The sequence below is a fragment of the Marinospirillum celere genome (genome assembly GCF_900112235.1).
GTDB lineage: Bacteria > Pseudomonadota > Gammaproteobacteria > Pseudomonadales > Halomonadaceae > Marinospirillum > Marinospirillum celere.
In genome coordinates, this window is sequence record NZ_FOLH01000002.1 from 21161 (window position 1) to 44577 (window position 23417).

27 protein-coding genes are annotated in these 23417 nt (G+C 49.4%); 24 read left to right on the top strand and 3 right to left on the bottom strand.

What is annotated here, in order from left to right:
• Window positions 1-17 precede the first annotated feature (17 nt).
• From BM185_RS04530 to BM185_RS04595, 14 genes are all read left to right on the top strand, one after another.
• Window positions 18-722 carry an SPOR domain-containing protein gene (locus BM185_RS04530; RefSeq protein ID WP_091960010.1) on the top strand — a complete coding sequence of 235 codons (705 nt, stop codon included), beginning with the start codon at window positions 18-20 and terminating at the stop codon, window positions 720-722.
• A gap of 18 nt (window positions 723-740) precedes the next feature.
• A complete protein-coding gene (gene hslV, locus BM185_RS04535; RefSeq protein ID WP_091960013.1) occupies window positions 741-1265 on the top strand; it encodes an ATP-dependent protease subunit HslV in 525 nt (174 codons plus the stop codon).
• Window positions 1262-2590 carry an ATP-dependent protease ATPase subunit HslU gene (hslU, locus tag BM185_RS04540; protein WP_091960015.1) on the top strand — a complete coding sequence of 443 codons (1329 nt, stop codon included), beginning with the start codon at window positions 1262-1264 and terminating at the stop codon, window positions 2588-2590. Before hslV ends, hslU begins: the two co-directional genes overlap by 4 nt.
• Before the next feature lie 9 nt (window positions 2591-2599).
• Window positions 2600-2992 (top strand): gamma-butyrobetaine hydroxylase family protein, encoded by a 393-nt coding sequence (locus BM185_RS04545; RefSeq protein ID WP_091960018.1) that lies wholly within the window; start codon window positions 2600-2602, stop codon window positions 2990-2992.
• Between the two features lie 101 nt (window positions 2993-3093).
• The gene (gene ubiE, locus BM185_RS04550) at window positions 3094-3861 is read left to right on the top strand and encodes a bifunctional demethylmenaquinone methyltransferase/2-methoxy-6-polyprenyl-1,4-benzoquinol methylase UbiE (RefSeq protein WP_091960021.1); all 768 of its coding nucleotides are present in this window, start codon (window positions 3094-3096) and stop codon (window positions 3859-3861) included.
• A gap of 11 nt (window positions 3862-3872) precedes the next feature.
• Window positions 3873-4514: a ubiquinone biosynthesis accessory factor UbiJ gene (locus BM185_RS04555; protein WP_091960023.1), complete on the top strand. Its 642-nt coding sequence runs from the start codon at window positions 3873-3875 to the stop codon at window positions 4512-4514.
• On the top strand, window positions 4514-6151 hold the full coding sequence (gene ubiB, locus BM185_RS04560) for a ubiquinone biosynthesis regulatory protein kinase UbiB (protein ID WP_177203475.1): 1638 nt from the start codon (window positions 4514-4516) through the stop codon (window positions 6149-6151). Before BM185_RS04555 ends, ubiB begins: the two co-directional genes overlap by 1 nt.
• An 87-nt stretch (window positions 6152-6238) precedes the next feature.
• Window positions 6239-6568, top strand: a complete 330-nt coding sequence (locus tag BM185_RS04565) for a phosphoribosyl-ATP diphosphatase (protein WP_091960026.1) — start codon at window positions 6239-6241, stop codon at window positions 6566-6568.
• Window positions 6569-6596: 28 nt separating this feature from the next.
• Window positions 6597-6878, top strand: a complete 282-nt coding sequence (tatA, locus tag BM185_RS04570; RefSeq protein WP_091960029.1) for a Sec-independent protein translocase subunit TatA — start codon at window positions 6597-6599, stop codon at window positions 6876-6878.
• 12 nt (window positions 6879-6890) lie between these two features.
• The gene (tatB, locus tag BM185_RS04575) at window positions 6891-7235 is read left to right on the top strand and encodes a Sec-independent protein translocase protein TatB (RefSeq protein ID WP_091960030.1); all 345 of its coding nucleotides are present in this window, start codon (window positions 6891-6893) and stop codon (window positions 7233-7235) included.
• Entirely contained in the window at window positions 7232-8020 is a 789-nt protein-coding gene (tatC, locus tag BM185_RS04580) for a twin-arginine translocase subunit TatC (protein WP_091960033.1), read from the top strand. The genes tatB and tatC overlap by 4 nt, the downstream gene beginning before the upstream one ends.
• 132 nt (window positions 8021-8152) lie before the next feature.
• Window positions 8153-8920: an oxygen-binding di-iron domain-containing protein gene (locus BM185_RS04585; RefSeq protein WP_091960036.1), complete on the top strand. Its 768-nt coding sequence runs from the start codon at window positions 8153-8155 to the stop codon at window positions 8918-8920.
• A 73-nt stretch (window positions 8921-8993) separates the two neighbouring features.
• Window positions 8994-9785 (top strand): oxygen-binding di-iron domain-containing protein, encoded by a 792-nt coding sequence (locus BM185_RS04590; protein ID WP_091960038.1) that lies wholly within the window; start codon window positions 8994-8996, stop codon window positions 9783-9785.
• A 28-nt stretch (window positions 9786-9813) separates the two neighbouring features.
• A complete protein-coding gene (locus BM185_RS04595) occupies window positions 9814-11019 on the top strand; it encodes an HD-GYP domain-containing protein (RefSeq protein ID WP_091960040.1) in 1206 nt (401 codons plus the stop codon).
• A 49-nt stretch (window positions 11020-11068) separates the two neighbouring features.
• Here the strand turns inward: BM185_RS04595 and elbB are convergent, their stop codons facing one another.
• Window positions 11069-11743: an isoprenoid biosynthesis glyoxalase ElbB gene (gene elbB / locus BM185_RS04600; RefSeq protein WP_091960042.1), complete on the bottom strand. Its 675-nt coding sequence runs from the start codon at window positions 11741-11743 to the stop codon at window positions 11069-11071.
• A gap of 135 nt (window positions 11744-11878) precedes the next feature.
• Here elbB and hemB point away from each other — a divergent pair, with 135 nt between their 5' ends.
• The 9 genes from hemB (at window position 11879) to BM185_RS04645 (ending at window position 20939) form a co-directional block, all read left to right on the top strand.
• Window positions 11879-12880 (top strand): porphobilinogen synthase, encoded by a 1002-nt coding sequence (hemB, locus tag BM185_RS04605; RefSeq protein WP_281247326.1) that lies wholly within the window; start codon window positions 11879-11881, stop codon window positions 12878-12880.
• A gap of 35 nt (window positions 12881-12915) precedes the next feature.
• The gene (gene ppk1 / locus BM185_RS04610) at window positions 12916-15135 is read left to right on the top strand and encodes a polyphosphate kinase 1 (protein WP_091960045.1); all 2220 of its coding nucleotides are present in this window, start codon (window positions 12916-12918) and stop codon (window positions 15133-15135) included.
• A gap of 45 nt (window positions 15136-15180) precedes the next feature.
• Window positions 15181-15507, top strand: coding sequence for a hypothetical protein (locus tag BM185_RS04615; RefSeq protein WP_091960048.1), 327 nt, complete (start codon window positions 15181-15183; stop codon window positions 15505-15507).
• 266 nt (window positions 15508-15773) lie between these two features.
• On the top strand, window positions 15774-16832 hold the full coding sequence (locus BM185_RS04620; protein ID WP_091960051.1) for a 3-deoxy-7-phosphoheptulonate synthase: 1059 nt from the start codon (window positions 15774-15776) through the stop codon (window positions 16830-16832).
• 7 nt (window positions 16833-16839) lie between these two features.
• The gene (locus BM185_RS04625) at window positions 16840-17379 is read left to right on the top strand and encodes a DUF3087 family protein (RefSeq protein ID WP_091960053.1); all 540 of its coding nucleotides are present in this window, start codon (window positions 16840-16842) and stop codon (window positions 17377-17379) included.
• A 234-nt stretch (window positions 17380-17613) separates the two neighbouring features.
• Window positions 17614-17928 carry a high-potential iron-sulfur protein gene (locus tag BM185_RS04630; protein ID WP_091961306.1) on the top strand — a complete coding sequence of 105 codons (315 nt, stop codon included), beginning with the start codon at window positions 17614-17616 and terminating at the stop codon, window positions 17926-17928.
• A 96-nt stretch (window positions 17929-18024) separates the two neighbouring features.
• Window positions 18025-18855 (top strand): mechanosensitive ion channel family protein, encoded by an 831-nt coding sequence (locus BM185_RS04635; RefSeq protein ID WP_091960056.1) that lies wholly within the window; start codon window positions 18025-18027, stop codon window positions 18853-18855.
• A 175-nt stretch (window positions 18856-19030) separates the two neighbouring features.
• Entirely contained in the window at window positions 19031-20401 is a 1371-nt protein-coding gene (locus tag BM185_RS04640; protein ID WP_091960058.1) for a KamA family radical SAM protein, read from the top strand.
• Window positions 20402-20504: 103 nt separating this feature from the next.
• The gene (locus BM185_RS04645) at window positions 20505-20939 is read left to right on the top strand and encodes a hypothetical protein (protein ID WP_091960061.1); all 435 of its coding nucleotides are present in this window, start codon (window positions 20505-20507) and stop codon (window positions 20937-20939) included.
• Here BM185_RS04645 and BM185_RS04650 read toward each other — a convergent pair.
• On the bottom strand, window positions 20936-21595 hold the full coding sequence (locus tag BM185_RS04650; protein ID WP_091960063.1) for a SanA/YdcF family protein: 660 nt from the start codon (window positions 21593-21595) through the stop codon (window positions 20936-20938). The two genes, BM185_RS04645 and BM185_RS04650, sit on opposite strands and share 4 nt — an antisense overlap.
• Before the next feature lie 142 nt (window positions 21596-21737).
• Between BM185_RS04650 and BM185_RS04655 the strand changes: the two genes are divergently transcribed.
• A complete protein-coding gene (locus BM185_RS04655; protein ID WP_091960066.1) occupies window positions 21738-22487 on the top strand; it encodes a MipA/OmpV family protein in 750 nt (249 codons plus the stop codon).
• On the opposite strand, the gene asd is transcribed toward BM185_RS04655, so the two are convergent.
• Complete coding sequence (asd, locus tag BM185_RS04660; RefSeq protein WP_218149386.1) at window positions 22484-23344, bottom strand: archaetidylserine decarboxylase; 861 nt, start codon at window positions 23342-23344, stop codon at window positions 22484-22486. The genes BM185_RS04655 and asd overlap by 4 nt on opposite strands.
• Window positions 23345-23417 lie beyond the last annotated feature (73 nt).

The window sequence follows — 23417 nt, forward strand, 5'->3', positions numbered from 1 at the left end:
GGCAAGAGAGGTAAACCATGGCTCATGATTTTGCCAGTCGTCAGCGCAAAAAGAGCCAGGCTGAACAGGGTGAACGCCGAGTCAGAGGCGCGGTACCCAAGCCTCAAGACACTAGCGCAGATCAAGAGGCACTGCCTAATGTCTGGTCCCGCCTGCCGGGCTGGGGCTGGCTAGGTATCGGTCTGGTGGCAGGCTTTCTGATAGCACAAATGCTGTCTCCGGCTCCTGAACAGCCCTTGGTTGCTGCTGAAGAGTCCGAAGTAGAAGGCGGTGCAGTGGTTGTTGAAGAAACCAGTCCTGGTCACCAGCCGCGTTTTGACTTCTATACCCTGCTGCCTGAAAGTGAAGTGATTGCGCCCAAAATTGAGGCTTATCAATCCACTCCCAGGGATGCCGAGGATCAGCCCAAATTCATGTTGCAGGTCGGTTCCTTTCGCCGTCATGAAGATGCTGAAAGACACCAGCAACGCCTGAAGGGTTTGGATTTTGAAGGAGTACGTATCTACCCCGTAGAAACAGCAAATGGTGATACCTGGCACCGGGTTCAAGTGGGCCCTTACCAGGATCGTCGCCTGCTGGCGCGTGCTCAGGATACTTTGGCTGCAGCAGGTTTTGATTTTATGCTGCTGCGCCTTCGTGATGAACCCCAAGAAGAAGCAGGGCAGTCAACGGCTGCTCCTGAGGTGGAAGCAATAGAAACACGGGAAGCATTAACCGAATAACCTGTTTAAGGAGATTCCATGACCACTATTGTTTGTGTGCGTCGTGATAATGAAGTTGTCCTGGGCGGTGATGGCCAGGTTTCTTTAGGCAATACCGTGATGAAGGGCAATGCCCGCAAGGTACGTCGCTTGTACCATGACAAAATATTGGCGGGCTTTGCAGGAGGCACTGCCGATGCCTTCACTCTGTTTGAGCGTTTTGAAGGTCAATTGGAAAAACACCAGGGCCAACTGGTTCGTGCAGCGGTAGAAATGGCTAAAGACTGGCGGACTGACCGTGCTCTGAGACGTCTGGAAGCTATGCTGGTTGTTGCTGACGAAACCGCCACCCTGTGCATCAGTGGTACGGGTGATGTGGTTGAACCTGAGCATGGTGTCCTGGCTATAGGCTCAGGCGGTAATTTTGCATTGGCTGCAGCTCGGGCCCTGCTGGAAAATACTGATCTGAGTGCCCGGGATATCGTTGAAAAAAGCCTGCGCATGGCGGGTGACATCTGCGTATTTACGAATCATGAAATGACAATTGAAGGGCTGAAAAAATGAGCAGTATGACCCCGCGTGAAATCGTCAGCGAACTCGACCGTTTTATTATTGGTCAGGCTGAAGCCAAGCGATCGGTGGCCATTGCCCTACGTAATCGCTGGCGCCGTATGCAACTGGACCCTGATCTTCGGGTAGAAGTGACTCCCAAGAATATTTTGATGATCGGCCCGACTGGCGTTGGTAAAACTGAAATTGCCAGACGCCTGGCCAAGCTGGCGCGTGCGCCCTTCATCAAAGTCGAAGCCACCAAGTTCACCGAAGTGGGCTATGTTGGTCGGGATGTGGAAACCATTATCCGTGACCTGGCGGAATCTGCGGTCAAAATGCTTCGTGAAGAAGCCATGAAAAAGAACCGCCATCGTGCTGAAGATGCTGCCGAAGAGCGTATTTTGGATGCTCTGCTGCCACCTGCCCGAGACAATAACGGTCATCCGATTCATGAAACAGAAGAGTCCTCCACACGCCAGATGTTTCGTAAGAAACTGCGTGAAGGCCAACTGGATGACAAAGAAATTGATGTAGAAGTGGCCGGCCCTCAGGTTGGCGTAGAAATCATGAGCCCGCCGGGTATGGAAGAAATGACTCAGCAATTGCAGAGCCTTTTCTCCAACATGAGCCAGGAAAAGCGCAAAAGCCGTAAACTTAAAATTCGTGATGCCTACCGCATCATCCGCGATGAAGAAGCGGCCCGCCTGGTTAATGAAGATGAAATCAAACGTGAAGCCGTGGATTTGGTAGAGCAAAACGGCATCGTCTTCCTGGATGAACTGGATAAGGTTTGTAAGCGTGGTGAAAACGCCAGTGGTGATGTCTCCCGCGAAGGGGTGCAGCGGGATCTCTTGCCTTTGATTGAAGGCAGCACCGTGACCACCAAATACGGCATGATCAAAACCGATCATATTCTTTTCATTGCCTCAGGTGCCTTCCACCTGGCTAAACCTTCTGACTTGATTCCAGAGCTTCAAGGCCGCCTGCCCATTCGGGTTGAATTGAAAGCACTAACGCCAGAAGACTTCCGCCGTATCCTGACCGAGCCCGATGCCTCCTTAACCCGCCAGGCAACAGCTTTGATGGGCACTGAAGGCGTGGATGTCAGCTTTACTGATGATGGCATCGAGCGTTTGGCGGAAATTGCTTTTCAGGTCAATGAAAATACCGACAACATCGGTGCACGCCGTCTGCATACGGTGATGGAGCGTTTGTTGGAAGATGCCAGCTTCAATGCTGACAAATTGGGTGACAAGCTAGTAGTGGATGCTGCTTTTGTTGATCAACAGCTGGGTGAACTGGTCAAAGACCAGGATCTTTCCCGCTACATTCTCTAGGAGTTAACCATGAGCGATGCCCCTCAACCTGAAAAGATCAACTACAGCAAAAGCCGCAACTGTCTGGAGCTGACTTATGCTGATGGCGAAGTCTTTGAATTTCCTGCAGAGTTTCTGCGTGTACTCTCGCCTTCTGCTGAAGTTCAAGGGCATGGTGACCCTATCCTCCAGGTGGGAAAGAAAAACGTGCGCATCTGGAAAATCGAGCCTGTTGGTCGCTATGCGGTCAAACTTTGCTTTGATGATGAACATGACTCGGGGCTTTTTTCCTGGGATTACTTTTGGCACCTGGGACAAAATCAGCAGCGCCTCTGGCAAAAATACCTCAACCAGCTGGAAGCTGCGGGTGAAAGCCGGGAGCCCAAATTGATTCCTTTGGCAGTAGATGCCGGAAAAAAATAGGAACCTGACAAGGAACATCTGAACCGAGGCCGAAGTCACGCCACCCTTGTGTAGGAGCTCGCTCCGCGAGCGATTGTTAAAACCGTTTTCAGGACACAGCCATGACTCAAGAAACAAACGAACAGCAGAAAAAAACTGCTGATTTCGGTTACCAGGAAGTACCCTACGAAGAAAAGCAAAAGCGGGTCGCTGGAGTTTTTGATTCCGTGGCTGCCAAGTACGACCTGATGAATGACCTCATGTCCATGGGTATTCATCGCCTCTGGAAGAAATTCACCATTGAGCTGTCTGGTGTACGCAAGGGGCATCGGGTGCTGGATATTGCCGGGGGCACTGGGGATTTAACCCTGCAATTTTCCCGCCTGGTGGGTGATGAGGGGCAGGTGATTCTGGCCGATATTAATGCTTCCATGCTTAAGGTTGGTCGTGATCGCCTCTTGGACCGGGGTTACGGCGGCAATATCCAGTTTGTTCAGGCCAATGCTGAAAGCTTGCCTTTTCCGGACAACCACTTTGATGTGATTACTATTGCTTTTGGTTTGCGCAATGTCACTGACAAGGCGAGAGCCCTGAAGGATATGGCCAGAATCCTCAAGCCGGGTGGCCGGCTTCTGGTGCTGGAGTTTTCCAAACCAACCAACCCCCTGATGAGCAAGGTTTACGATGCCTATTCGTTTACCGCGCTGCCGTTTATGGGCAAGCTTTTTGCTGGTGACAGTGACTCCTACCGCTATCTGGCTGAGTCGATCCGCATGCATCCCGATCAGGAAACCCTGAAGGAGATGATGGAAAATGCCGGGTTCAGTGATGTCGAATACCACAATATGACTTCCGGTGTGGTGGCTCTGCACCGTGGATTCAAGCTTTAGTGGAGACTCGGATGCAAATACCCCTGGCCGCTTTAACCGCCCTGGAAAGCCTGGTTAATCCACTGATTCGCCAACTCAGTGCGCAGGGTAGTCTGACCAGTGCGCGCCTGGCACAGCTACAAGGCAGCTGGTTTGAAATAGGTGTGTTGCCTTGGGGAATGAAGGTCTACCTGCAGGTGACAGAAGAAGGGCTGTTTTTTCAACGGCACCTGGAAGACAGGGCTGATGCCTGGATAGAAACAACGCCTCAGGCTTATTTGAAAATGGCAACCAGTGCCAACTCCCAGGAGGTGCTGTTCGGTCCGGAAGTCGCTATCGGTGGTGATACCCAAAAACTTGAATGGTTGCAGGAATTATTGGCTGCCTTGGGCCTGGATGCCGGTGATGTACTTACCCGTTTGGCGGGCCCCTTGCCGGTTGCCAGTATTCAGGCAGGCTTGGGCCAGTTGCTCGGCTGGGGACGCCGAGCCTCAGCGGCTGCTCAGCAGGATCTTAAGGATTATCTTGAAGATGAAACCGGGATACTGCCAGGCCAGAATAGCCTGCATCTTCTTGAGGATGGCTTAGAAGAACTGCGTCTGGATGTGGATCGTCTGGAAGCGCGTGTCGGTTTGCTGGAAGCAGCGACCAAAAAACAAGCTGGAGAAAGCTAGTGGGTCGTTTTTACCGTGCTATCAAGATTGCTTGGGTGCTTGCACGTTACCGTTTGGATGCATTGATTCCTTTGGAAAGGCTGCCTGCCGCTGTAGTGCTTCTGTTAAAGTTTAACCCTATTCGCTTGTTTCCTTTAGGAAAATACAACCGCGGTCAGCGTTTGCGCATGGCCTTGGAAGAACTGGGTCCTATCTTTATCAAGTTTGGTCAGATGCTTTCCACACGCCGTGACCTGCTTCCAGAAGATGTTGCCGATGAACTCAAACGCCTTCAGGATCAGGTGCCACCCTTTTCCGCAGCCTTGGCTAAGGCCACTATTGAAAAGTCTCTGCGTATGCCGGTTTCTGAAGCCTTCGCAGAGTTTGGCAGCGAGTCCCTGGCGTCAGCTTCGGTTGCTCAGGTTCACGCGGCTCGTTTGCACACGGGCGAAGAAGTTGTCGTCAAGGTTATCCGTCCGGGTATTCACCGGGTCATCCGCAAGGATATACAACTGCTTTATATGTTGGCGCGCCTGGTCCTGAAGCTGGTTCCTGATGCCAAGCGCCTGCATCCTGTTGAAGTCGTTGCTGACTATGAAATCAGTTTGATGGATGAGCTGGACATGCAGAAGGAAGCGGCCAGTACCTCCCAGCTCAAGCGTAATTTTCAAGATTCTCATTTGCTCTATGTGCCCGCCATTCACTGGTCCTTCACACGCAGAAATGTCATGGTCCAGGAGCGTATTTACGGGGTTCCTGTTGCTGAGGTGGAAACCCTGAAAGCTCAGGGCGTGAACATGAAAAAGCTGGCCGAGCGGGGTGTTGAAATCTTTTTCACCCAGGTGTTTCGGGATAACTTCTTTCATGCTGATATGCATCCGGGCAACATCTTTGTGGATACCAGCAAACCGGAAAGCCCCCGCTATATTGCCATCGACTGTGGCATAGTCGGCTCTTTAAGCATTCAGGATCAAAATTATTTGGCCCGTAATCTCCTGGCTTTCTTTAAGCAGGATTACTATGAAGTGGCGCGCTTGCATATCGAATCCGGCTGGGTTGGTGAAGGCACCCGTGCCAATGAGTTTGCTGCAGCCATACGCGCAGTATGTGAGCCCATCTTTGAAAAACCTTTAAAAGACATCTCTTTTGGACAGGTGCTTTTGGGGCTTTTCCAAACAGCACGACGCTTCAATATGGAAGTTCAGCCCCAACTGGTGCTATTACAGAAAACCTTGCTGAATATTGAAGGCCTAGGCCGTCAGCTGTATCCGGACCTGGATCTTTGGACGACGGCCAAACCCTTCCTGGAAAACTGGATGAAACAAAGGGTCGGTCCCAGAGGCATTTTCCTGAAGGCCAAGGAAAAGCTACCTGACTGGTTGGAACAGATTCCAGAGCTACCCCAGTTGGCTCATGAAAGCCTCAGTCAGCTGCGTTCATGGCAGGAAGAACAGCAGGGGCAACGCTTGGTTCTCCAGGAAATACGTCAGGAAATGGCACGTTCCAGACGCAGACAGGGTCAGCTGGTGCTGGGGGTGCTTTTTGTTCTGCTGGGTATTTTTTCAGGTGCTGGTGAAGTTTTTTTGCCAAAACTGCAAGGTGAATGGCAGCCCTGGGTGTTGGCCGGTGTTGGCTTTTTGCTCCTGCTCAGACGCTGATATTGGCTTTTGGTAATATGGTGCCTTCAGCTCATTTGCGCTATGCTGGCTGACCGTTGATTTTAACGATGAAAGGCTTAAAACCTGATGAGTGATATTCTTCAGCAGCTTGAAAAAATTCTGCAAACTCGGCGCCAGGCTGCACCGGATACCTCCTATGTAGCTCAGTTGCATGCCAAAGGGTTGAATAAGATTCTGGAAAAAGTCGGTGAGGAAGCCACTGAAACTTTGTTGGCGGCCAAGGATGCTGAACAGAGCGGGAACCAGGAAGCAGTGATTGCAGAAACAGCCGATCTCTGGTTTCATTCTCTGGTTATGCTGTCGCATCTGGGGATCAGTCATCAGCAGGTGCTGGATGAACTAGCTGGTCGTATGGGTATTTCGGGTCTGGAAGAAAAAGCCAGCCGTAACAATTAATTAAATAACGAAAAAGCAGGAGAAGAACATGGGCTTTGGTGGCATTAGTATTTGGCAGCTTCTGATTGTACTGGGCATCATTATTCTGATTTTCGGTACCAAGAAGCTGCGTAACCTGGGTGGTGACCTGGGCGGTGCTGTGAAAGGCTTCAAAAACGCCATGAAAGATGGCGAAAAAGAAATGGAAGACGATTTGAAGAACAAAAAAGAAGACGACAAGTTGGATAAATCAGCTGTTGAAGACGACGATGCTATCGACGTTAAGGCTGAAAAAGTCAAACAGGATGAACAGGAGCAGGAGCGCAAATAAGCGCTGCAGACTATGTTCGATATCGGCTTTTTTGAGCTTATGGTACTGGCAGTCGTGGGGCTGCTGGTACTTGGCCCGCAGCGCCTTCCCCAGGCTGTACGTACGGTTGGTCTTTATATTGGCCGTATCCGTAAGGCAGTCACGGGCATTCAGCAGGAAGTGAATGAACAGCTGCAGTTGGAAGAAATGCGTCAGCGTTTGGCTGAACATGAAAAGAAAGTGAAGTCAGGTATTTTGGATGCTGAACAAGAAATTGAAAAAGACTTTCAGCAAGAAGAGAAACCTGAAAAACAAGGCACAACTGATTCAAAAGAGGTCTCTGGGCAGCCTGAAGGTAAAGAGGATAAGTCTTCATGAGTCAGCATAACTCCTCTCCAGAGACAGGCTCTGAAGAAGAAATTCAATCCCAGCAAGGCCATGCCCCTCTGGTTGAGCACTTGGTTGAATTGCGTGATCGCATCATCAAGATGCTACTGGCGATTTTGGTCATTTTTCTGGGCCTCTTCTTCTTCGCCAATGATATTTACCTGTTTGTTTCCGAGCCCTTGCGACTGCTGATGCCGGAAGGCACGCAGATGATAGCTACGGAAGTTGCTTCGCCCTTCCTGGCTCCTTTTAAGCTGACGCTCTTTGCAGCTGTCGTTGTTGCCATGCCTTTTATTCTCTTTCAGATTTGGGGGTTTATAGCGCCCGGTCTTTATGAGCACGAAAAGAAACTGGCTTTCCCGATAGTGGCATCCAGCATTCTGCTGTTTTATGCAGGTATGGCTTTTGCCTACTACGCAGTCTTTCCTTTGCTTTTTGCCTTTTTCACCACGGCGGCTCCAGAAGGGGTTGCGGTGATGACGGATATTAATGCCTACCTGAATTTTGTACTCAAGCTGTTTTTTGCTTTTGGTTTGGCATTTGAAATTCCTGTAGCCACCGTATTATTGGTTTTGGCAGGGGTGACGGACGTTAAAAAGCTGGCGGCCAAACGCATGTATGTAATTTTGGGCTGCTTTGTTGTGGGCATGTTGCTGACGCCACCGGATATCTTTTCGCAAACCCTGTTGGCCTTACCTATGTGGCTTTTGTTTGAAGTGGGTATTTTGATTTCTTATTTGCTGCCGAAAAGAAAGCAGGAAGCAGAAGAAGAATAAAACATAAGATTACAAAAGCGTACAAGATAACCCGGCTACCCGCCGGGTTTTTTGTTTTATATCAATGGTGCTGGAAGGCTTTATTGATATACATGGAAGCAACAGGAACCCAATTTGGCAATGGAGCCTTCAATGGTCGAAAGCAGCAAGGTTTTGTATGAGGATGATGAACACCAGTACATTTGGTTTGGTTGGGAAGACCCTGATGCTGAAGAAAGCCTGGTGCAATCCAATCAGGTATTGGTGATTAATCAGGACCAGGGCTATCTGTTTGATCCAGGTGGCGCTTTTATCTTTTCCGAAGTGGCTGCAGAGGTGAACAAGTATATTCCACTGGAATCGATTCGCTATCTGCTGGCAACCCACCAAGACCCGGATGTTCTCTCCTCAGTGACTCTGTGGCTAAAAGCAACCAATGCCCGTTTGCTGGTTTCGAGGCTGTGGATACGCTTTGTTTCCCATTTTGGATTTAGTGATAACTCACGCCTTATTGCTATTGAAGATAAGGGCAAAATGGTCAAATTGCCTGCCGGTGGGGAAATAGTGCTTTTGCCAGCACACTTTCTACACAGTGAAGGCAACTTTTGTTTTTACGATAGCCGCTCCAAAATTCTTTTTTCCGGTGATATAGGTGCTGCTGTTTTCCCAAAGGGTGAGCGCTATTTAATGGTTGAAGACTGGGAAAAACACCTGCTTTACACCGAAGGTTTTCATAAACGTTATATGGGCAATAATGCAGCTCTGCGCAAATGGGTGGCGATGGTACGCCAGTACCCGATTGAAATGATTGTTCCCCAGCACGGCGCCATTATTGGCAAAGAACATATTCCAGCGTTTTTGGATTGGCTGGAAAACTTGCAGTGCGGAACTGATTTGTTAGACGAATACTATGGTTTTTGAGTTGGCTCAGTTTTAGCAATCTCCAAATGCCCTAGAGTAGTTGAACCATCGACGAGGACCAGGAGCTTCTACCATGACTGCAGCGCCAGAAGAAAACCGACTACTGTACGAAGATGATGAACACCAGTTTGTCTGGTTTGGATGGGAAGAAAAAGAGGGCTCAAACTCTTTCGTGCAGACGAATCAGTGCCTGGTGATCAACCAGGACCAGGGTTATTTGTTTGACCCAGGTGGTACCTATGTTTTTCACCAGGTATTGGAGCAGGTCACCCGCTATCTGCACCCGCGTCAAATTAATACCTTGATTGCCACTCACCAGGACCCGGATGTCTGTTCATCGGCACCCTATTGGATGAAGGTGACCGATGCCAAACTGTTGATTTCCCGCTTGTGGCTGCATTTTGTTTCCCACTTTGGCTTGGATGAGCCGGAAAGGGTGGTGCCCTTGCCGGACAAGGGTGCCAAGTTGCGACTTCCTTCTGGTGATCACCTCTTGCTCTTACCTGCTCATTTCTTGCATAGTGAAGGGAATTTCAGCGTTTTCGACGAACGTTCCGGCATACTTTTTTCAGGCGATATTGGCGCTTCCATTTTTCCTGCAGGAAAGCGTAAACTTTTCGTTGAAGATTTTGATGAACACCAAGCGTTTATGGAGCCTTTTCATAAGCGTTATATGCACTCCAATGCCGTATGCAGGCATTGGGTCAAGCAGATTCGCAACCTACCCCAGCCGGTTAAAATGATGGTACCCCAGCATGGCTCCATGTTTGCGGGTGACCAAGTAGAGAATTTTTTATCCTGGTTTGAAGAATTAGAGTGTGGTGGTGATCAGTTGCAGGCTATTTATTCAGGACAGCCTGTATAGATTGCAGATCGACTGCAAGGATGAGCTTATGATGTTGCGTGATTTTGAGTTAACGCGGATAACGCCCGAACTCTTGAAAATAGATCAACCGGTTCCCTGGCCTATCTATGATGAGTTTGGGAAGCTGCTGATGGCTAAGGGGGCCATTCTGCGTTCGGATCGACAAAAAGAAATCCTGACGCGCGTTGGGCTTTTTGCACGCGAAATCAAACCTGATCCTAAAAGTCTCATTCCCCAACCGGTACGTTTTCGTCGTAAGGTCAATCCCTTTGCCGAGTTCGATGAGCTTTGCCTGAAGCTGGAAGAGGTTTTTAAACTCATTGAAAAAGATGAAGTACCCAATCCCGGCGTTGTCAAAAAAAGGATTTTTGATATTGCTACCCATCTGCAAGGCCTAACCGAATATGATGCCGATGCCCTTTTGGGTGCGGTGCATCTGGCTGATCAGTTTCCTTATACGATTCATCATCCCATGCAGATAGCCGTGCTTTCCGAGCTGATTTTGGAACGTTTGAAGGTCGACCAGGAAGTTCGTTTGTCGGTATTGGCCGCGGCCCTGACCTGTAACCTGGCAATGAATCCTTATCAGCAGCGCCTGCATCAGCAAAAACAGCCTTTGAATGATCAACAGCGCCGTGTTATTGAAAAACATCCCGAGCAAAGCCGAAGGCGTCTTGAAGAAGTGGGTGTGGATGATGCCCTCTGGTTGGAGCTGGTAGCTCAGCATCATGAAAAGCTGGACGGGACAGGCTACCCCCAAGGTTTGCAGGACGATCAAATTCGCCGTGAGGCCCGGATTCTGGCATTGGCGGATGTGTACACGGCTATGGTGACTCCCCGGCCTTACCGTAATCCGATCAAGCACAAGGATACTTTGAAGGATATTTTTACTCAGCGCGGGAGTAAGTTTGATTCCAAACTGACATTGGTGTTTTTGAATGAGCTGGGGCTCTATCCCCCCGGTGTTTATGTAAAGCTAAACAATGGTGAGCTGGCCGTAGTAGTAGGGCGTACACCCGATCCTAAATCGCCTCTGGTGGCCAGTGTTAGAAAAGCCAGTGGCGATTTGTTTTTGTCACCAAGGCGGCGTAATACGGCTTCGCATAATTTTTCGATCCGAGGTGCCTGTAATGTTAATGAAAGAATCCGGATCAATCCGGCTACCCTTTGGGGTATTGATGCCATTAGAGTTAGCAATACACCGGATCTTTCCGGTGTTAGTGATCTAATTTGATTTGATCTTCCGACCCTTCCCTTTTTTTGGAAAGGGTCGGAAACTGGGGTTAAGCCATCTCCAGGATTTTATCGACCAGTTTAAAAATGCCAGCACGGGCTTCAGTGATGCGTGTGGCTAGCATGTAGGCGGGGGTGGTAACCAGCTTGTTGTTGGTATCGACTACGATATCGTCAACAGGGCAGGTTTTATGCAGAGCCCCCATGCTAATCAAAGCACCTTCAATGCTGGCATCATTACCTATGGTGCAAAGTGCACCTGGAGCAACCAGTTTGGCAGTTAGGGCTGGGGCTATGCACATCAGGCCTATGGGTTTACCGGCTTTATGGAAGGCTTGAACAAAGTTTTTAACGTCAGCATTGACCTCACAGTCAGAGCCTTCCGTTGCAAAGGTTGAGAAGTTTTTGGCAACACCAAAGCCACCCGGTAGGATGACTGCATCAAAGTCATCAGGATTGGCTTCGGCGAGATCCTGAAGTTCGCCTCTTGCCACGCGTGCCGCTTCGGTGAACACATCGCGAGCTGCTGGTCCTTCAGCTTGGCTAGCAGGTGTTTCTTCACCTGTTACATGGTTGATGACATGCATTTGCGGAATTTTTGGAGCAAAACACTGGTATTGAACTTCTTTTTCATCCAGGCGCAGAAGGGTCAGTACACTTTCATAGATTTCTGCGCCGTCATAAACACCACAGCCGGATAGCAGGACAGCAACTTTTTTGGGCATCTTCATCTCCTTGTTTTATTCCAAGTTCAAACTTCAACTCTAGTGCTGAGCTAAGTCAGTGACAAGCTGTCTCTCTTCATAAACACTCAGGTGTTGATATACTGCAGGAAATTACAAGTTTAGAGGGTTCTATTTGTGCAGACTAATCATCGTATCTTCCCTGCCACCCGCATGCGCCGTATGCGTGCCGATGACTTCTCCCGTCGCTTGATGCGTGAAACAACTCTAACAGTGAATGACCTGCTGGTTCCTCTATTTGTCAAAGAGGGTAAAAACGAAAAGGAAGCTGTGCCCTCCATGCCGGGTGTTGAACGTTTGAGCATTGATTTGCTGGTTGCTGAAGCCAAAGAATTATTCAGTCTGGGCATTCCTGCCATTGCCCTCTTCCCCGTAGTGGATTCCGAGGGTAAAAGTGAGATGGCCGAGGAAGCCTATAACGCCAATGGTTTGGTTCAGCGCAGCATTAAAGCGCTAAAAGATGCTGTTCCTGAGCTGGGCATCATTACCGATATCGCCCTGGACCCTTACACCTCTCACGGCCAGGATGGCATTATCGATGAGCAGGGTTATGTGCTTAATGACCGTACTGTTGAAACCCTGGTCAAGCAGGCTTTGTCCCATGCTGAGGCAGGGGCAGATGTGCTGGCACCTTCTGACATGATGGATGGGCGCATAGGTTCGATTCGTCAGGTGCTGGAGCAGGAAAATCTGGTCAATATCCGTATCCTGTCTTATGCCGCCAAGTATGCCTCTGCCTACTATGGTCCTTTCCGGGATGCCGTGGATTCAGCAGCCAATCTGGGTAAGGCTGATAAGTCCAGCTACCAGATGGACCCAGCCAATACTGATGAGGCTCTGCATGAAGTGGCTTTGGATTTGGCGGAAGGTGCGGATATGGTGATGGTTAAGCCCGGTATGCCTTATCTTGATATTGTCCGTCGTGTGAAAAGCGAGTTTGGCGTTCCGACCTTTGTTTATCAGGTATCCGGTGAATATGCCATGCACCAGGCAGCAATCGAAAAAGGCTGGCTGACAGAAGCCGCCATGATGGAGGCTCTGGTGAGCATCAAGCGCGCAGGCAGTGATGGCATTCTGACTTATTTTGGCAAGCGGGCAGCTCAGTTGCTGAACGCTTAGCCTGTTGATTTCTCAGCTTTTCAAGGATTTTGAAAATGACAGAAAAGAGCAGCACCCCAGTTTCGGTAGCTCCAGCCAAGTTGGCAGAGCAGGATGCAAACACCTTGGCAACCGCGCCCCGGGCCATCTTGCGTATCAACCAAAGTAAGAGTGGAGTAAGGCGACGCAAGACCGATGACAGTGTCGATCTGGATAACCCTGAGCTTTACTTCAATCGTGAGCTGTCACACCTGCAGTTTAATATTCGGGTGTTGGAACAATCGCTGGATACCAGTCACCCGCTATTGAACCGTCTGCTCTTTTTGTTGATTTTTTCAAGCAATCTGGACGAGTTCTTTGAAATCAGAGTGGCCGGCCTTAGGCGCCAGGTTGCCCTGGATCGGGAAAAATCCGGTGTTGACGGTATGCGGCCTACCGAAGTGCTGAAAGAAGTTTCCCGCATTTGTCACGAGCAGGTGGAGCGCCAGTACAAGATACTCAATGAACTGCTGATTCCAGCCCTGGAAGAGCATAAAATCCGCTTTATTCGCCGTGATCAGTGGACCAAGCAGCAAACCAAATGGGTTGAAGGCTTTTTTAAGGGAGAAATCCTACCCGTCATCAGTCCTATAGGCTTGGACCCCTCGCATCCTTTTCCACGCCTGGTCAATAAAAGCCTTAACTTTATTGTTTCTTTGGAAGGTAAAGATGCCTTTGGCCGCGAAGGCGGCATGGCTATTTTGCCAGCGCCCCGCTCTCTGTCACGCCTGATTCGAATACCGGATGAGTTGTGTGATGAAGGGGATAACTTTGTATTCCTCTCCTCAATGATTCATGCCCACGCTGATCTTTTATTCCCTGGCATGAAGATCAAGGGCTGCTATCAGTTCCGCTTGACCCGTAATGCTGATTTGACGGTTGATTCCGAAGAAGTATCTGACTTGGCTAGTGCCCTGCGCGGTGAGCTTCTTTCACGCCGCTACGGTGATGCCGTGCGTTTGGAAGTCGCCGATAACTGCCCGGATGACTTGGTTAACTTCCTGCTAAAGCAGTTTGGTTTGGGGGAGGAAGAGCTTTACAGGGTAAATGGTCCAGTTAACCTGAACCGCTTGATGGCCTTGATGGGGCAGGTGAAGCGTCCAGACTTAGAGTATTCACCTTTTACACCTGGCTTGCCACGCCTACTGCGCAAAGATGAAGGTTCTATTTTTAATGCCATACGCCAGGGCGACATTCTTCTACATCACCCTTTTGAAAGTTTTTCACCGGTTGAAGACCTGCTGCGCGAAGCGGCCAGTGATCCGGATGTGGTCGCGATCAAGCAGACACTCTACCGAACCGGCCCTGATTCCAATATCGTCAATGCGTTGGTAGAAGCCGCTCGTAATGGCAAGGAAGTGACTGTTGTTATTGAGCTGCGTGCGCGTTTTGATGAAGCCGACAACCTGACCTTGGCCAGCCGTTTGCAAGAAGCCGGAGCGATAGTGATTTATGGTGTGGTTGCCTATAAAACCCATGCCAAGATGATGCATATCCTAAGGCGTGAAAATGGCCAGCTGCATCACTATGCCCACCTGGGTACAGGTAACTACCACGCCAAAACAGCACGCTTGTATACCGACTATGGCATGCTGACCGCCAACCAGGATTTGTGTGAGGATGTGCATCGCGTTTTCTTGCAGCTCTGTGGCATGGGGCAGGTACTGAATATGCACAAGTTATTGCATGCCCCCTTCACCCTGCACAAGCGCCTGGTTGAAATGATCGAGCGGGAAGCAGATTTTGCCGCAGCTGGAAAAAAAGCCCGTATTGTTATCAAAACCAACTCAGTTACTGAGCCTAAACTGATCAAGGCTCTATACAAGGCCAGTCAGGCGGGTGTTAAGGTGGATATGATCGTGCGTGGTATTTGCTGCCTCAAACCTGGACTGCCCGAAGTTTCCGAAAATATTCGAGTACGCTCGATTATCGGACGTTTTTTGGAACATACCCGTGTGTTCAGCTTTTACAATAATGGCCAGGAAGAAATCTACTGCGCCAGTGCCGATTTTATGGAGCGCAATATGTTCAATCGGGTGGAAACCTGTTTCCCTCTATTGGATACAAAACTGGCTACCCGGGTGCGCAAGGATCTGGAAACCTATTTGCTGGATAACTGCCAGAGCTGGGAGTTGCAGGAAGATGGTAGCTATTTGTTGAATGCACCCGGTAAAGGCAAGGATGAAGTGAGTGCTCAGGAGACCCTGTTGGATGCTTACGCCGAGAAGGCAACTTAATACTATGTTAGAATCCAAAGATGTAAATAAAATGCGGGAGAAACGATGAGTCAGCCAGCCAAAGAAAAAGTACAAAAAGCAGGGCTTTGTTGGGTTCGGCCAGAGCAGTGGCAACGTCTTCTGGAGGTTGCCGAAGACAGTGATCGTTTGGAAAGCAGCTGGGAAGAATGGCAGTCCAAAAGCCTGGAGATGATCGAGGTTTTTGCAACCCGAGGGATAGAAATCGAAAAGGTTGATGTCGATGTGGAGGCACTGATTGCCTGGTGCCAGGAAAAGGACAAGCCGGTAAATGCTTCAACCCGTGCTGAGTATGTGACAGCCTTGATGATGGAGCAGAAAAAAACCACCTCGGGTAAAATCACCCAACATTAAAACTTGTTTTTTTAGTGCCAGTGTGGTTAGCTTTAACCACTGAAATAAACGAATCAGGTGCAAGTCTGTGAAAACTGTTAAAACCAATATCTTTAGCAACACCAACTTTTATGGCTATTGGTTTAGCAAAATGACTTGCGTCTGAACTTTAGGTTTCGGGCGCCCAGTGGCTGCCCAGGCAAAAGTTTCTTAAAACCCCGGTGCAGCCACACCGGGGTTTTTTTATAGCCTGAAGCAGCCAAGTGCAAATATTTAAGGAAACCGGCATGAATTCTTCACTTAACCAGCAGTTAAACCAGCGGCCGTTGATGACTGCAGCAGAACTTAAGAAAAAGCTTCCCTTGCCCCCAGGGGTGCAGCAAAGAGTTGATCAACAACGAGAGCAGCTGAAAAGTCTGCTGGCAGAAAAAGACTCACGTTTTTTGGCCATTGTTGGTCCCTGCTCAGTTCATGATCGGGAAGCCACCCTGGACTACGCCCAGCGCCTAGCTGAACTGCAAGAAAGAGTGGGTGATCAGCTCCTGCTGGTGATGCGGGTGTATGTTGAAAAGCCCCGTACCTGCCTGGGTTGGAAAGGCCTGGTGACTGACCCACAAAGGGATGGGCAAATTGATATCAATACTGGTTTACAAAGCAGTCGGCAACTGATGCTGGATGTCATCAAGCTGGGCTTGCCGGTTGCAACCGAGGCCTTGAATCCACATCTGGCAGGCTACTTTGATGATTTAGTGAGCTGGTACGCTTTGGGTGCCCGCACAACCGAGTCTCAAACCCATCGTGAAATGGCTAGTGGCCTGCCTGGAGTGATAGGCTTTAAAAATGCTACCGATGGCAGTATTGATGTGGCTATTCATGCCATGAAAGCTGCTGCTGCTCCTCAAGTGATCACCCGAATTAATGCTGCCGGCCAGCTGGTCCAAGAAGCTGTAGTAGGCAACGCTGATAGCCATTTGGTACTCAGAGGCGGTAAATCTGGCCCTAATTACGAGTCGGCATCTTTGTTAAAAGCCAGTCGGGAATTGCAGGCAACGGGAGTGAATTCACGTATTCTGGTTGATGCCAGCCACGCCAATTGTGGCAAAATTGCTGAGCGTCAGGTCCAGGTGCTGGAAGAGGTGGCTGAACTTCTAAGAACAGGACACCCTGTTTTGGGTATTATGATGGAAAGCTTTCTGCGTGGAGGTAATCAGCCCTTGCAAGCTGGCCCTGGCACCTATGGTCAATCGATGACGGACCCCTGTCTGGATTGGGAAGCAACGCAACAAGCTTTGCTGCAATTGGCCGTTGAGGTTAAGCGAGCCCAACACCAAGCGGAGACAGCCTGAAAATATCATGAGTAAGTTTCAATTAGAGTTTCTTGATCCCCAGGAATATCGTAGCAAAACACGTAAAAGCAGCGTGATTATTATTCTGATATTTGCTCTGCTGGGCATGGGACTAGCCAGTCTTCTGGTAAGCCTGTTGGGCACCCCTGGAGGGAATAATTTTCGCTGGAATCTTTTGGGTGTGCTATCCGGACTGATTTTGACAGTATTGCTCGTTAAGTACTACCTCAGCCAGCAGCCTTTTATGCGTGAAGCAGTTTATGGTTGGCATCTCAAGCGCAGCCTGATGCGAATCACCAATGTTATGCATCGTATCAAGCCTCTGGCTGAAGCTGGCAGCCACCAGGCAATGAAGCTTCTGAGGTTTTATCATCTGGCGGTTGAAGAAATGCATCGTCTGGATGGCAATGAAGCCAACCCGCTAGAAATTAAGGCTGAAAAAAAAGCTCTTGAAGAAAAAATGCAAGCAGAAGGCCTGGACCTGAGTCAGCATACTTTTGATTCCCAAATGCTCAAGGATTTAAGCGACCGGGAAGTGACTGGTTAACTCTACTTACTATACCTGTATTCTTTGTAGTGTTTTTCTTTGCTCCTTCAAGCGTTATATTTGAGGTGTGACGCCCTGCCGCAGGCTTTTTCGACTAAAGTTAATGCAGATGTCGAGTTAACTAGGTAATAATGGCAGTCATAAAGTATTAATTGATACAGGTTAATGCCCAGCCAGCTTTTTTGTTTTGCAATCAGCTGGTATATAAAACTAAATGATGATGAGGATGTAACCATGACACAAAACAGCCGTCGTGCTTTTCTGAAAAAGGGCCTTTTCGGTTTGGCCGCCTTGCCTTTCGGTATGGGTGCGCTGACTTCTCAGGCATTCGCTTCCTCTTTGCCTCCTCTGAGTGAAGACGCGCCCCAGGCCAAAGCACTGAACTATGTCAAGGTAGCTGCTGATGCAAAAGGTCATCCTCGCTGGAATGAGGGTGAGTACTGCGACAACTGCATGTTCTGGCGTCCGGCCAACAATGGTTGTTCGCTCTTCCCGCAGAACTCTGTTGAACCCAAAGGCTGGTGTCAGTCCTGGGTAAAAGCCAACTAAGCACCTTGTTGGTTCTTGAAAACCCCGACTCGTTCGGGGTTTTTTTGTTTGGGGATCTGGTTTAGTGTTAATGGACAGTTACTAAAGGAGAGACCCATGCTGGACTTTTTAATTCATGAATCCAATGCTTTAACCGAGCGCTTATGGGGATTGTTCGACACCCTCTGGCCAGCAGTGCTGCTGTTGATTTTTGGTTGGTGGCTGGTCAAGCGCCTAAAAAAACTGACAGTTAATAATCTGGCCAAAAAAATGGAAGCTGCATCTGCCCAGTTTCTGGGGCAAATTATTCATGCGCTTCTACTGGTTATTCTTTTTATTGCGGTACTCAGTCAGTTGGGTGTCAATACCACTTCACTTCTGGCCGCCTTGGGTGCTCTTGGTTTGGCAGTCGGCCTTGCACTTAAGGATTCTTTGCAGAATCTGGCATCAGGTTTCCTGCTGGTCGCTCTGCATCCTTTTAGCAAGGGTGACTATGTTGAGGGTGCAGGTACGGGGGGAACTGTAGAAAAATTAACCCTTCTGCATACCTATCTGATTACACCTGACAACAAGCGCATCATGATTCCCAACTCTGCACTGACTGATGGCAACCTAGTGAACTATACCTCTGAACCGCATAGGCGTATGGATATTCTGGTGGGTGTTAGTTATGACGAGGATATTCGTGTCGTTAAAGAACTGCTGTTGAAACTGGCAGAAGAAGATGAACGAGCACTGACAGACCCAGAACCTAGAGTCATTATTACTGACTTTGGTGATAACTCAGTGAATTTTTCACTTAGGGTTTGGGCCACTATTGATGACTTTTGGTATTTACAGTGGGATTTGATGGAGAAGGTTAAATTGGCTTTTGATGAGGCGGGTATCACTATTCCCTTCCCACAAAGGGATGTGCATCTTTACCAGCATCCTATGTCAGGCGAATAAAACGAGTTTTGCTTTTTTTGCCTTCCGTGCTTTTTGCGCAAATATTTGCGCAAAAAGCACCTTTTTTTAGCTTTTTTATCCCTTTTTCTTGCAAATTTTTGCTTTTTTATGTAAAAGTCCTCCTCCAGATACTAGACTAGTGACACTTTCCCCTTGCCAGCGGAGGAGACGGACCATGAACCAGCGTGTAACGCTTGACACACCGGCCATAGAGGCTCGCCCTTTCAAGGTTTATACCCAGCGTCAGTTGGATAAGATCGAAGCTCTGGAGAAACTACCCGAAGACTTGCGCTTTGATATGCGCGTAGTTAGTCAGGTGCTCCCTTTTCGGGTTAATAACTATGTTATTGATGAGCTTATTGATTGGGACAAGGTTCCTGAGGATCCGATTTTTCAGCTGACTTTTCCTCAGCGCGGCATGCTGAAGCCCGAGCATTTTGATGAAATTGCAGCCTTAATGCAGGCAGAAGCCCCGGCTGCTGAACTAAAAGAAGCTGTTGAAAGAGTGCGCTCTGAATTGAATCCTCACCCTGCCGGGCAAATGGATCTCAATCTACCTCTACTAGATGGTCAGCCATTGGAGGGAATGCAACATAAATACCAGGAAACGGTCCTCTTTTTCCCCAGCCAAGGGCAGGTCTGTCATAGTTATTGCACCTTTTGTTTCCGTTGGGCACAGTTTGTCGGTGACAAGGACCTGAAATTTTCTTCCAATGAAGCTGAGTCCCTGCACGCCTACCTGGCCGAACATAAAGAAGTGACCGATCTGCTGCTGACCGGTGGCGACCCTATGGTTATGAAAGCCAAGCACTTGCGCATGTATCTTGAAGGCTTGCTGAAGCCAGAGTTGGATCACATTCAAAATATCCGCATTGGCTCCAAGAGCTTGACCTTTTGGCCTTATCGCTTTGTAACCGATGATGACGCCAACGATATTCTGCAACTTTTCCGTGAGCTAACCGCTGCTGGTAAGCACATTGCCTTTATGGGCCATTTCAATCACTGGAAAGAAATGGACACCCCTGTTTGTCGTGAAGCAGTGCGCCGTATTCGGGCAACTGGTGCTGAAATCCGCACCCAGGCGCCGCTACTCAAGCACATTAATGATGATGCAGACCAGTGGGCGAAGATGTGGAAGATGCAGGTTCAGCAGGGGATGATTCCTTACTATATGTTTGCTGAGCGGGATACCGGCGCACGTCATTACTTTGAAGTGCCCCTGGTCAAGGCTTGGGAGATTTATCGTGAAGCCATGAAGCAGGTTCCTGGGCTGTGCCGCACTGCACGTGGCCCTTCAATGTCCGCTGATCCAGGCAAAGTCGAAATTCAGGGGGTTACGGAAATTCAGGGTGAAAAAGTGTTTGTCCTGCGTTTTATACAAGGCCGCAGTTCGGATTGGGTGCAGCGCCCCTTCTTTGCCAAATATGATGAAGAAGCCACCTGGCTCAATCACCTGAAGCCCGCCTTCGGAGAAGAGAAATTCTTTTACGAAGATGAGTTCGCAGAAATGAAAGCAGAAAAGCAGGCCCTGATTGTTAAAGCCTAAGCCTTGCAATTGAAGTACTCAAAAACCCCAGCTAGCTTTGCTGGGGTTTTTTGTAAGGGAACTACTGGTATGATGGAAGCTTGATCTGTCGGGAGAAATGACCATGCTGCTCACTGCCACCCAGGCTGCTTTTAATGGGGTTTTGGAACTACTGGATGAAAGTCTGGATCTCTATCAGGATATGCGTGACCGCTTACCAGCAACCAGCCGTAAAGCTCAGTTGGACCTTATGCTAGAGCAGCGCCAACAGCTTCAGGAAAAGCTGCGTCAGGCCGCTGTTGAAGAGCTGCATATTCGCCCTCGCACAGCGGATCAGGATATTGAAGGCCTTACTCACTTGCTTGAGCAGTTTCGTCGTCTTTGGCAAGAGCCGGAAACAGTTGCTTTGGATCTGCTGCTGGATCATGAGCAGGAGTTACAGCGTGCTTGTGAAGAGGTTCTGCAAGAGGGTGGAGGGGAGCTGTCCGCCGATCTGCAAATTCTGCTTGCTGAGCTTGAAGAACATCTAGAGGCAACAGAGCTCTGGTTGCAACATTAAAAGTCCAATGGCTGGGGGTCATCTAAAATGCGAGGTTCTCGTTTCCAGATATAAAGATCACCCAGGGTACGCAGACGAGCAGCCAGCTCACGTAACAAAATATTCTTCATTCCTGTCCAACTGGGACCGGTAGCCTGGCAACCATAGGCTTCAATACCCAGGGACTCGGCTATGAAGAGGGCTCTAGGTAGGTGATAGTCTTGAGTGATTAGCAGGGCCTGATTAACATTAAAAACCTGCTTGGCACGCTTCAAGGTATCAAAGGTACTAAAACCTGCATGATCCAGAGACATGGCTGTTTCTGGTAAGCCTCTATATATTAGATCCTGCTGCATTCGTTTGGGTTCGTTGTAGTAACGAGTGCGGTTATCCCCAGAAACCAAAAGATGCTGAATCTTGCCTTCACGATAAAGGCGGGCCGCTTCATTGATGCGGCCGTAGTAGTGGGGGTTGGGTAGGCCTGAGCGCAGATACTGGCTGGTTCCAAAGAGGATGCCCACGTCCATGCTGGTGCAGGCTGCATCGGTTTTGTTGATGCGGTCGACTGTTTTGCCAACAAACCAGGCATTAACACCCAACAAAAGCGTTAGGGTGAGTGCAGCCAGAGCAAGGAGTCGCCACCACCAGAGTAATATTTTTCTCAGTAATCTGCGCATACCCAGCCAAATAGTAGAAAGGATTGATGAGTCTATTCTAGCGGAAAGATCTCCGTTTAGGTAAATTTCAGTATTCAACTTGGGTTATTAGACGCACTAGTCTAAAATTGCCGGGTTAATCGCTTAAACCAAGGAAAAAAACATGCGCTTGAAGCAGTTGCTGCCAGCAGGGCTGTTATTGATGCCAGTTATGGCTTCTGCCGACTGGAGTGCCGGTGTGGGTGCGGCTCAGGGTCAGAGCCCCTACCAGGGCATCAGTAGTAACCCCAATACCATCCCCGCTTTTGTCAGTTATCGGGGCCGCTTCGCCTATATTCGTGGCACAGAAGCCGGTATCAATGCCTGGGGGGCCGGTGGTTCCTGGGGTGGTGTTCAAGCCAGTGTGCTGGTGAGCGGTCGTCTGGCCGGTTATTCCAGTAGCGATTCCAGCTATTTGGCTGGAATGGATAGTCGTGGCTGGTCACTGGATGGCGGTGTGGGTTTCTCGGGCCGGGTAAACAGCCACCAGTTTTCTGTCAAGGCGGTACATGATCTGCTCGACAAACACCAGGGCTATGAACTCAGCAGCACCTATAGCTATGGCTTTGAGGTCACGGATAAGTTGCGGGTCAGCCCAGGCGTTGGCCTTAGTTGGCAAAGTGCAGATCTTTTGGATTATTACTTTGGCGTCACCGAGTCTGAAGCAAACCCGGCAATTGGACGCATAGCTTACCAGGTGGATTCAGGCTGGGAGCCGAGTGTTAGTCTTAACATCATGTATGCTTTTACCCCCAGAACTTCACTCATGGTGGCGGGACGCACCCGCAAACTACCCAGCTCAGTGGTGGCTAGTCCGCTGGTTGATCGCGAGTATGTCACCGGGGTTTTTGCCGCTCTCTTGTATCGTTTCTAGGAACTCTTAATCTCGGCCAAAGCTTCACCGAGTCTGACCTGGGTGCCGTTTTTCAGGTCTTCACGCCACTGCACGGCATTCGGGCCAAATACCAAAATAGCTGTAGAGCCTAACTTGAAGCGGCCCATTTCCTGGCCTTTTTCAAATACTAGGGGTTCGGGATCAGTGAAGTTTTTCAGCTTCACTTTTCTAACAGGTGGTGTCACCTGGCCGTCCCAGACCGTTTCGATTCCAGCCACAATCATGGCGCCTACCAGAATCATGGCCATGGGGCCTGCCGGGGTATCAAAGAAACACACCAAACGCTCATTACGGGCAAACACACCCTGAACATTATCAGCGGTGGCCTGGTTTACCGAGAACAAGCGCCCAGGCACATAGAGAGTTTCCTTCAGAGTTCCACCCAAGGGCATGTGTACCCGATGGTAATCTTTGGGTGAAAGATAGATGGTGGCAAAGGAGCCGCCCATAAAAGGCTTGGCTTTTTCAGTGTCGCCACCCAGTAGGCGGGTCAGGCTGTAGTGAATGCCTTTGGCTTGCAGAACCCGGCCATGCTCCAGGCCACCCAGTTCACTGATCGAACCATCAGCCGGGCTGGCCAGGCTTTTAGGGTCAGCAGCAATTTCACGCACACCTTCTTTTAAAGGGCGGGTAAAAAACTCATTGAAGTTACTATAGGCGGCGGGGTCTTCCTGTTCAGCCTCACTCATGTCGACCTGAAAGCGCTTGATAAAGCTGGAAATCAACAGGTTTTTCAGCCAGCCAACCCGACATTCAGCTAAACGGCCGGTGATGCGGGATAGCAGATGGTGGGGTAGGAGATACTGACTGAGTGCAAAGAGCTTGGCTTTATTCACTGAACTTTTCCTGTAGAGTAACGAGGTCGGCTTCATTGTAACGGATAAGCCAGATCCCTGAAACGCCTGAAGC

Bases quoted from the DNA above. Each gene is read 5' to 3' on its own strand.
- BM185_RS04650 (WP_091960063.1), bottom strand. From the start codon at position 21,595: ATGCGCAGATTACTGAGAAAAATATTACTCTGGTGGTGGCGACTCCTT.
- BM185_RS04635 (WP_091960056.1), top strand. From the start codon at position 18,025: ATGCTGGACTTTTTAATTCATGAATCCAATGCTTTAACCGAGCGCTTA.
- ppk1 (WP_091960045.1), top strand. From the start codon at position 12,916: ATGACAGAAAAGAGCAGCACCCCAGTTTCGGTAGCTCCAGCCAAGTTG.
- BM185_RS04620 (WP_091960051.1), top strand. From the start codon at position 15,774: ATGAATTCTTCACTTAACCAGCAGTTAAACCAGCGGCCGTTGATGACT.
- BM185_RS04595 (WP_091960040.1), top strand. From the start codon at position 9,814: ATGATGTTGCGTGATTTTGAGTTAACGCGGATAACGCCCGAACTCTTG.
- BM185_RS04565 (WP_091960026.1), top strand. From the start codon at position 6,239: ATGAGTGATATTCTTCAGCAGCTTGAAAAAATTCTGCAAACTCGGCGC.
- ubiE (WP_091960021.1), top strand. From the start codon at position 3,094: ATGACTCAAGAAACAAACGAACAGCAGAAAAAAACTGCTGATTTCGGT.
- BM185_RS04615 (WP_091960048.1), top strand. From the start codon at position 15,181: ATGAGTCAGCCAGCCAAAGAAAAAGTACAAAAAGCAGGGCTTTGTTGG.
- BM185_RS04630 (WP_091961306.1), top strand. From the start codon at position 17,614: ATGACACAAAACAGCCGTCGTGCTTTTCTGAAAAAGGGCCTTTTCGGT.
- BM185_RS04590 (WP_091960038.1), top strand. From the start codon at position 8,994: ATGACTGCAGCGCCAGAAGAAAACCGACTACTGTACGAAGATGATGAA.
- BM185_RS04545 (WP_091960018.1), top strand. From the start codon at position 2,600: ATGAGCGATGCCCCTCAACCTGAAAAGATCAACTACAGCAAAAGCCGC.
- BM185_RS04645 (WP_091960061.1), top strand. From the start codon at position 20,505: ATGCTGCTCACTGCCACCCAGGCTGCTTTTAATGGGGTTTTGGAACTA.
- hslV (WP_091960013.1), top strand. From the start codon at position 741: ATGACCACTATTGTTTGTGTGCGTCGTGATAATGAAGTTGTCCTGGGC.
- tatB (WP_091960030.1), top strand. From the start codon at position 6,891: ATGTTCGATATCGGCTTTTTTGAGCTTATGGTACTGGCAGTCGTGGGG.
- elbB (WP_091960042.1), bottom strand. From the start codon at position 11,743: ATGCCCAAAAAAGTTGCTGTCCTGCTATCCGGCTGTGGTGTTTATGAC.
- BM185_RS04625 (WP_091960053.1), top strand. From the start codon at position 16,840: ATGAGTAAGTTTCAATTAGAGTTTCTTGATCCCCAGGAATATCGTAGC.
- tatA (WP_091960029.1), top strand. From the start codon at position 6,597: ATGGGCTTTGGTGGCATTAGTATTTGGCAGCTTCTGATTGTACTGGGC.
- BM185_RS04585 (WP_091960036.1), top strand. From the start codon at position 8,153: ATGGTCGAAAGCAGCAAGGTTTTGTATGAGGATGATGAACACCAGTAC.
- BM185_RS04640 (WP_091960058.1), top strand. From the start codon at position 19,031: ATGAACCAGCGTGTAACGCTTGACACACCGGCCATAGAGGCTCGCCCT.
- BM185_RS04530 (WP_091960010.1), top strand. From the start codon at position 18: ATGGCTCATGATTTTGCCAGTCGTCAGCGCAAAAAGAGCCAGGCTGAA.
- hslU (WP_091960015.1), top strand. From the start codon at position 1,262: ATGAGCAGTATGACCCCGCGTGAAATCGTCAGCGAACTCGACCGTTTT.
- BM185_RS04555 (WP_091960023.1), top strand. From the start codon at position 3,873: ATGCAAATACCCCTGGCCGCTTTAACCGCCCTGGAAAGCCTGGTTAAT.
- tatC (WP_091960033.1), top strand. From the start codon at position 7,232: ATGAGTCAGCATAACTCCTCTCCAGAGACAGGCTCTGAAGAAGAAATT.
- BM185_RS04655 (WP_091960066.1), top strand. From the start codon at position 21,738: ATGCGCTTGAAGCAGTTGCTGCCAGCAGGGCTGTTATTGATGCCAGTT.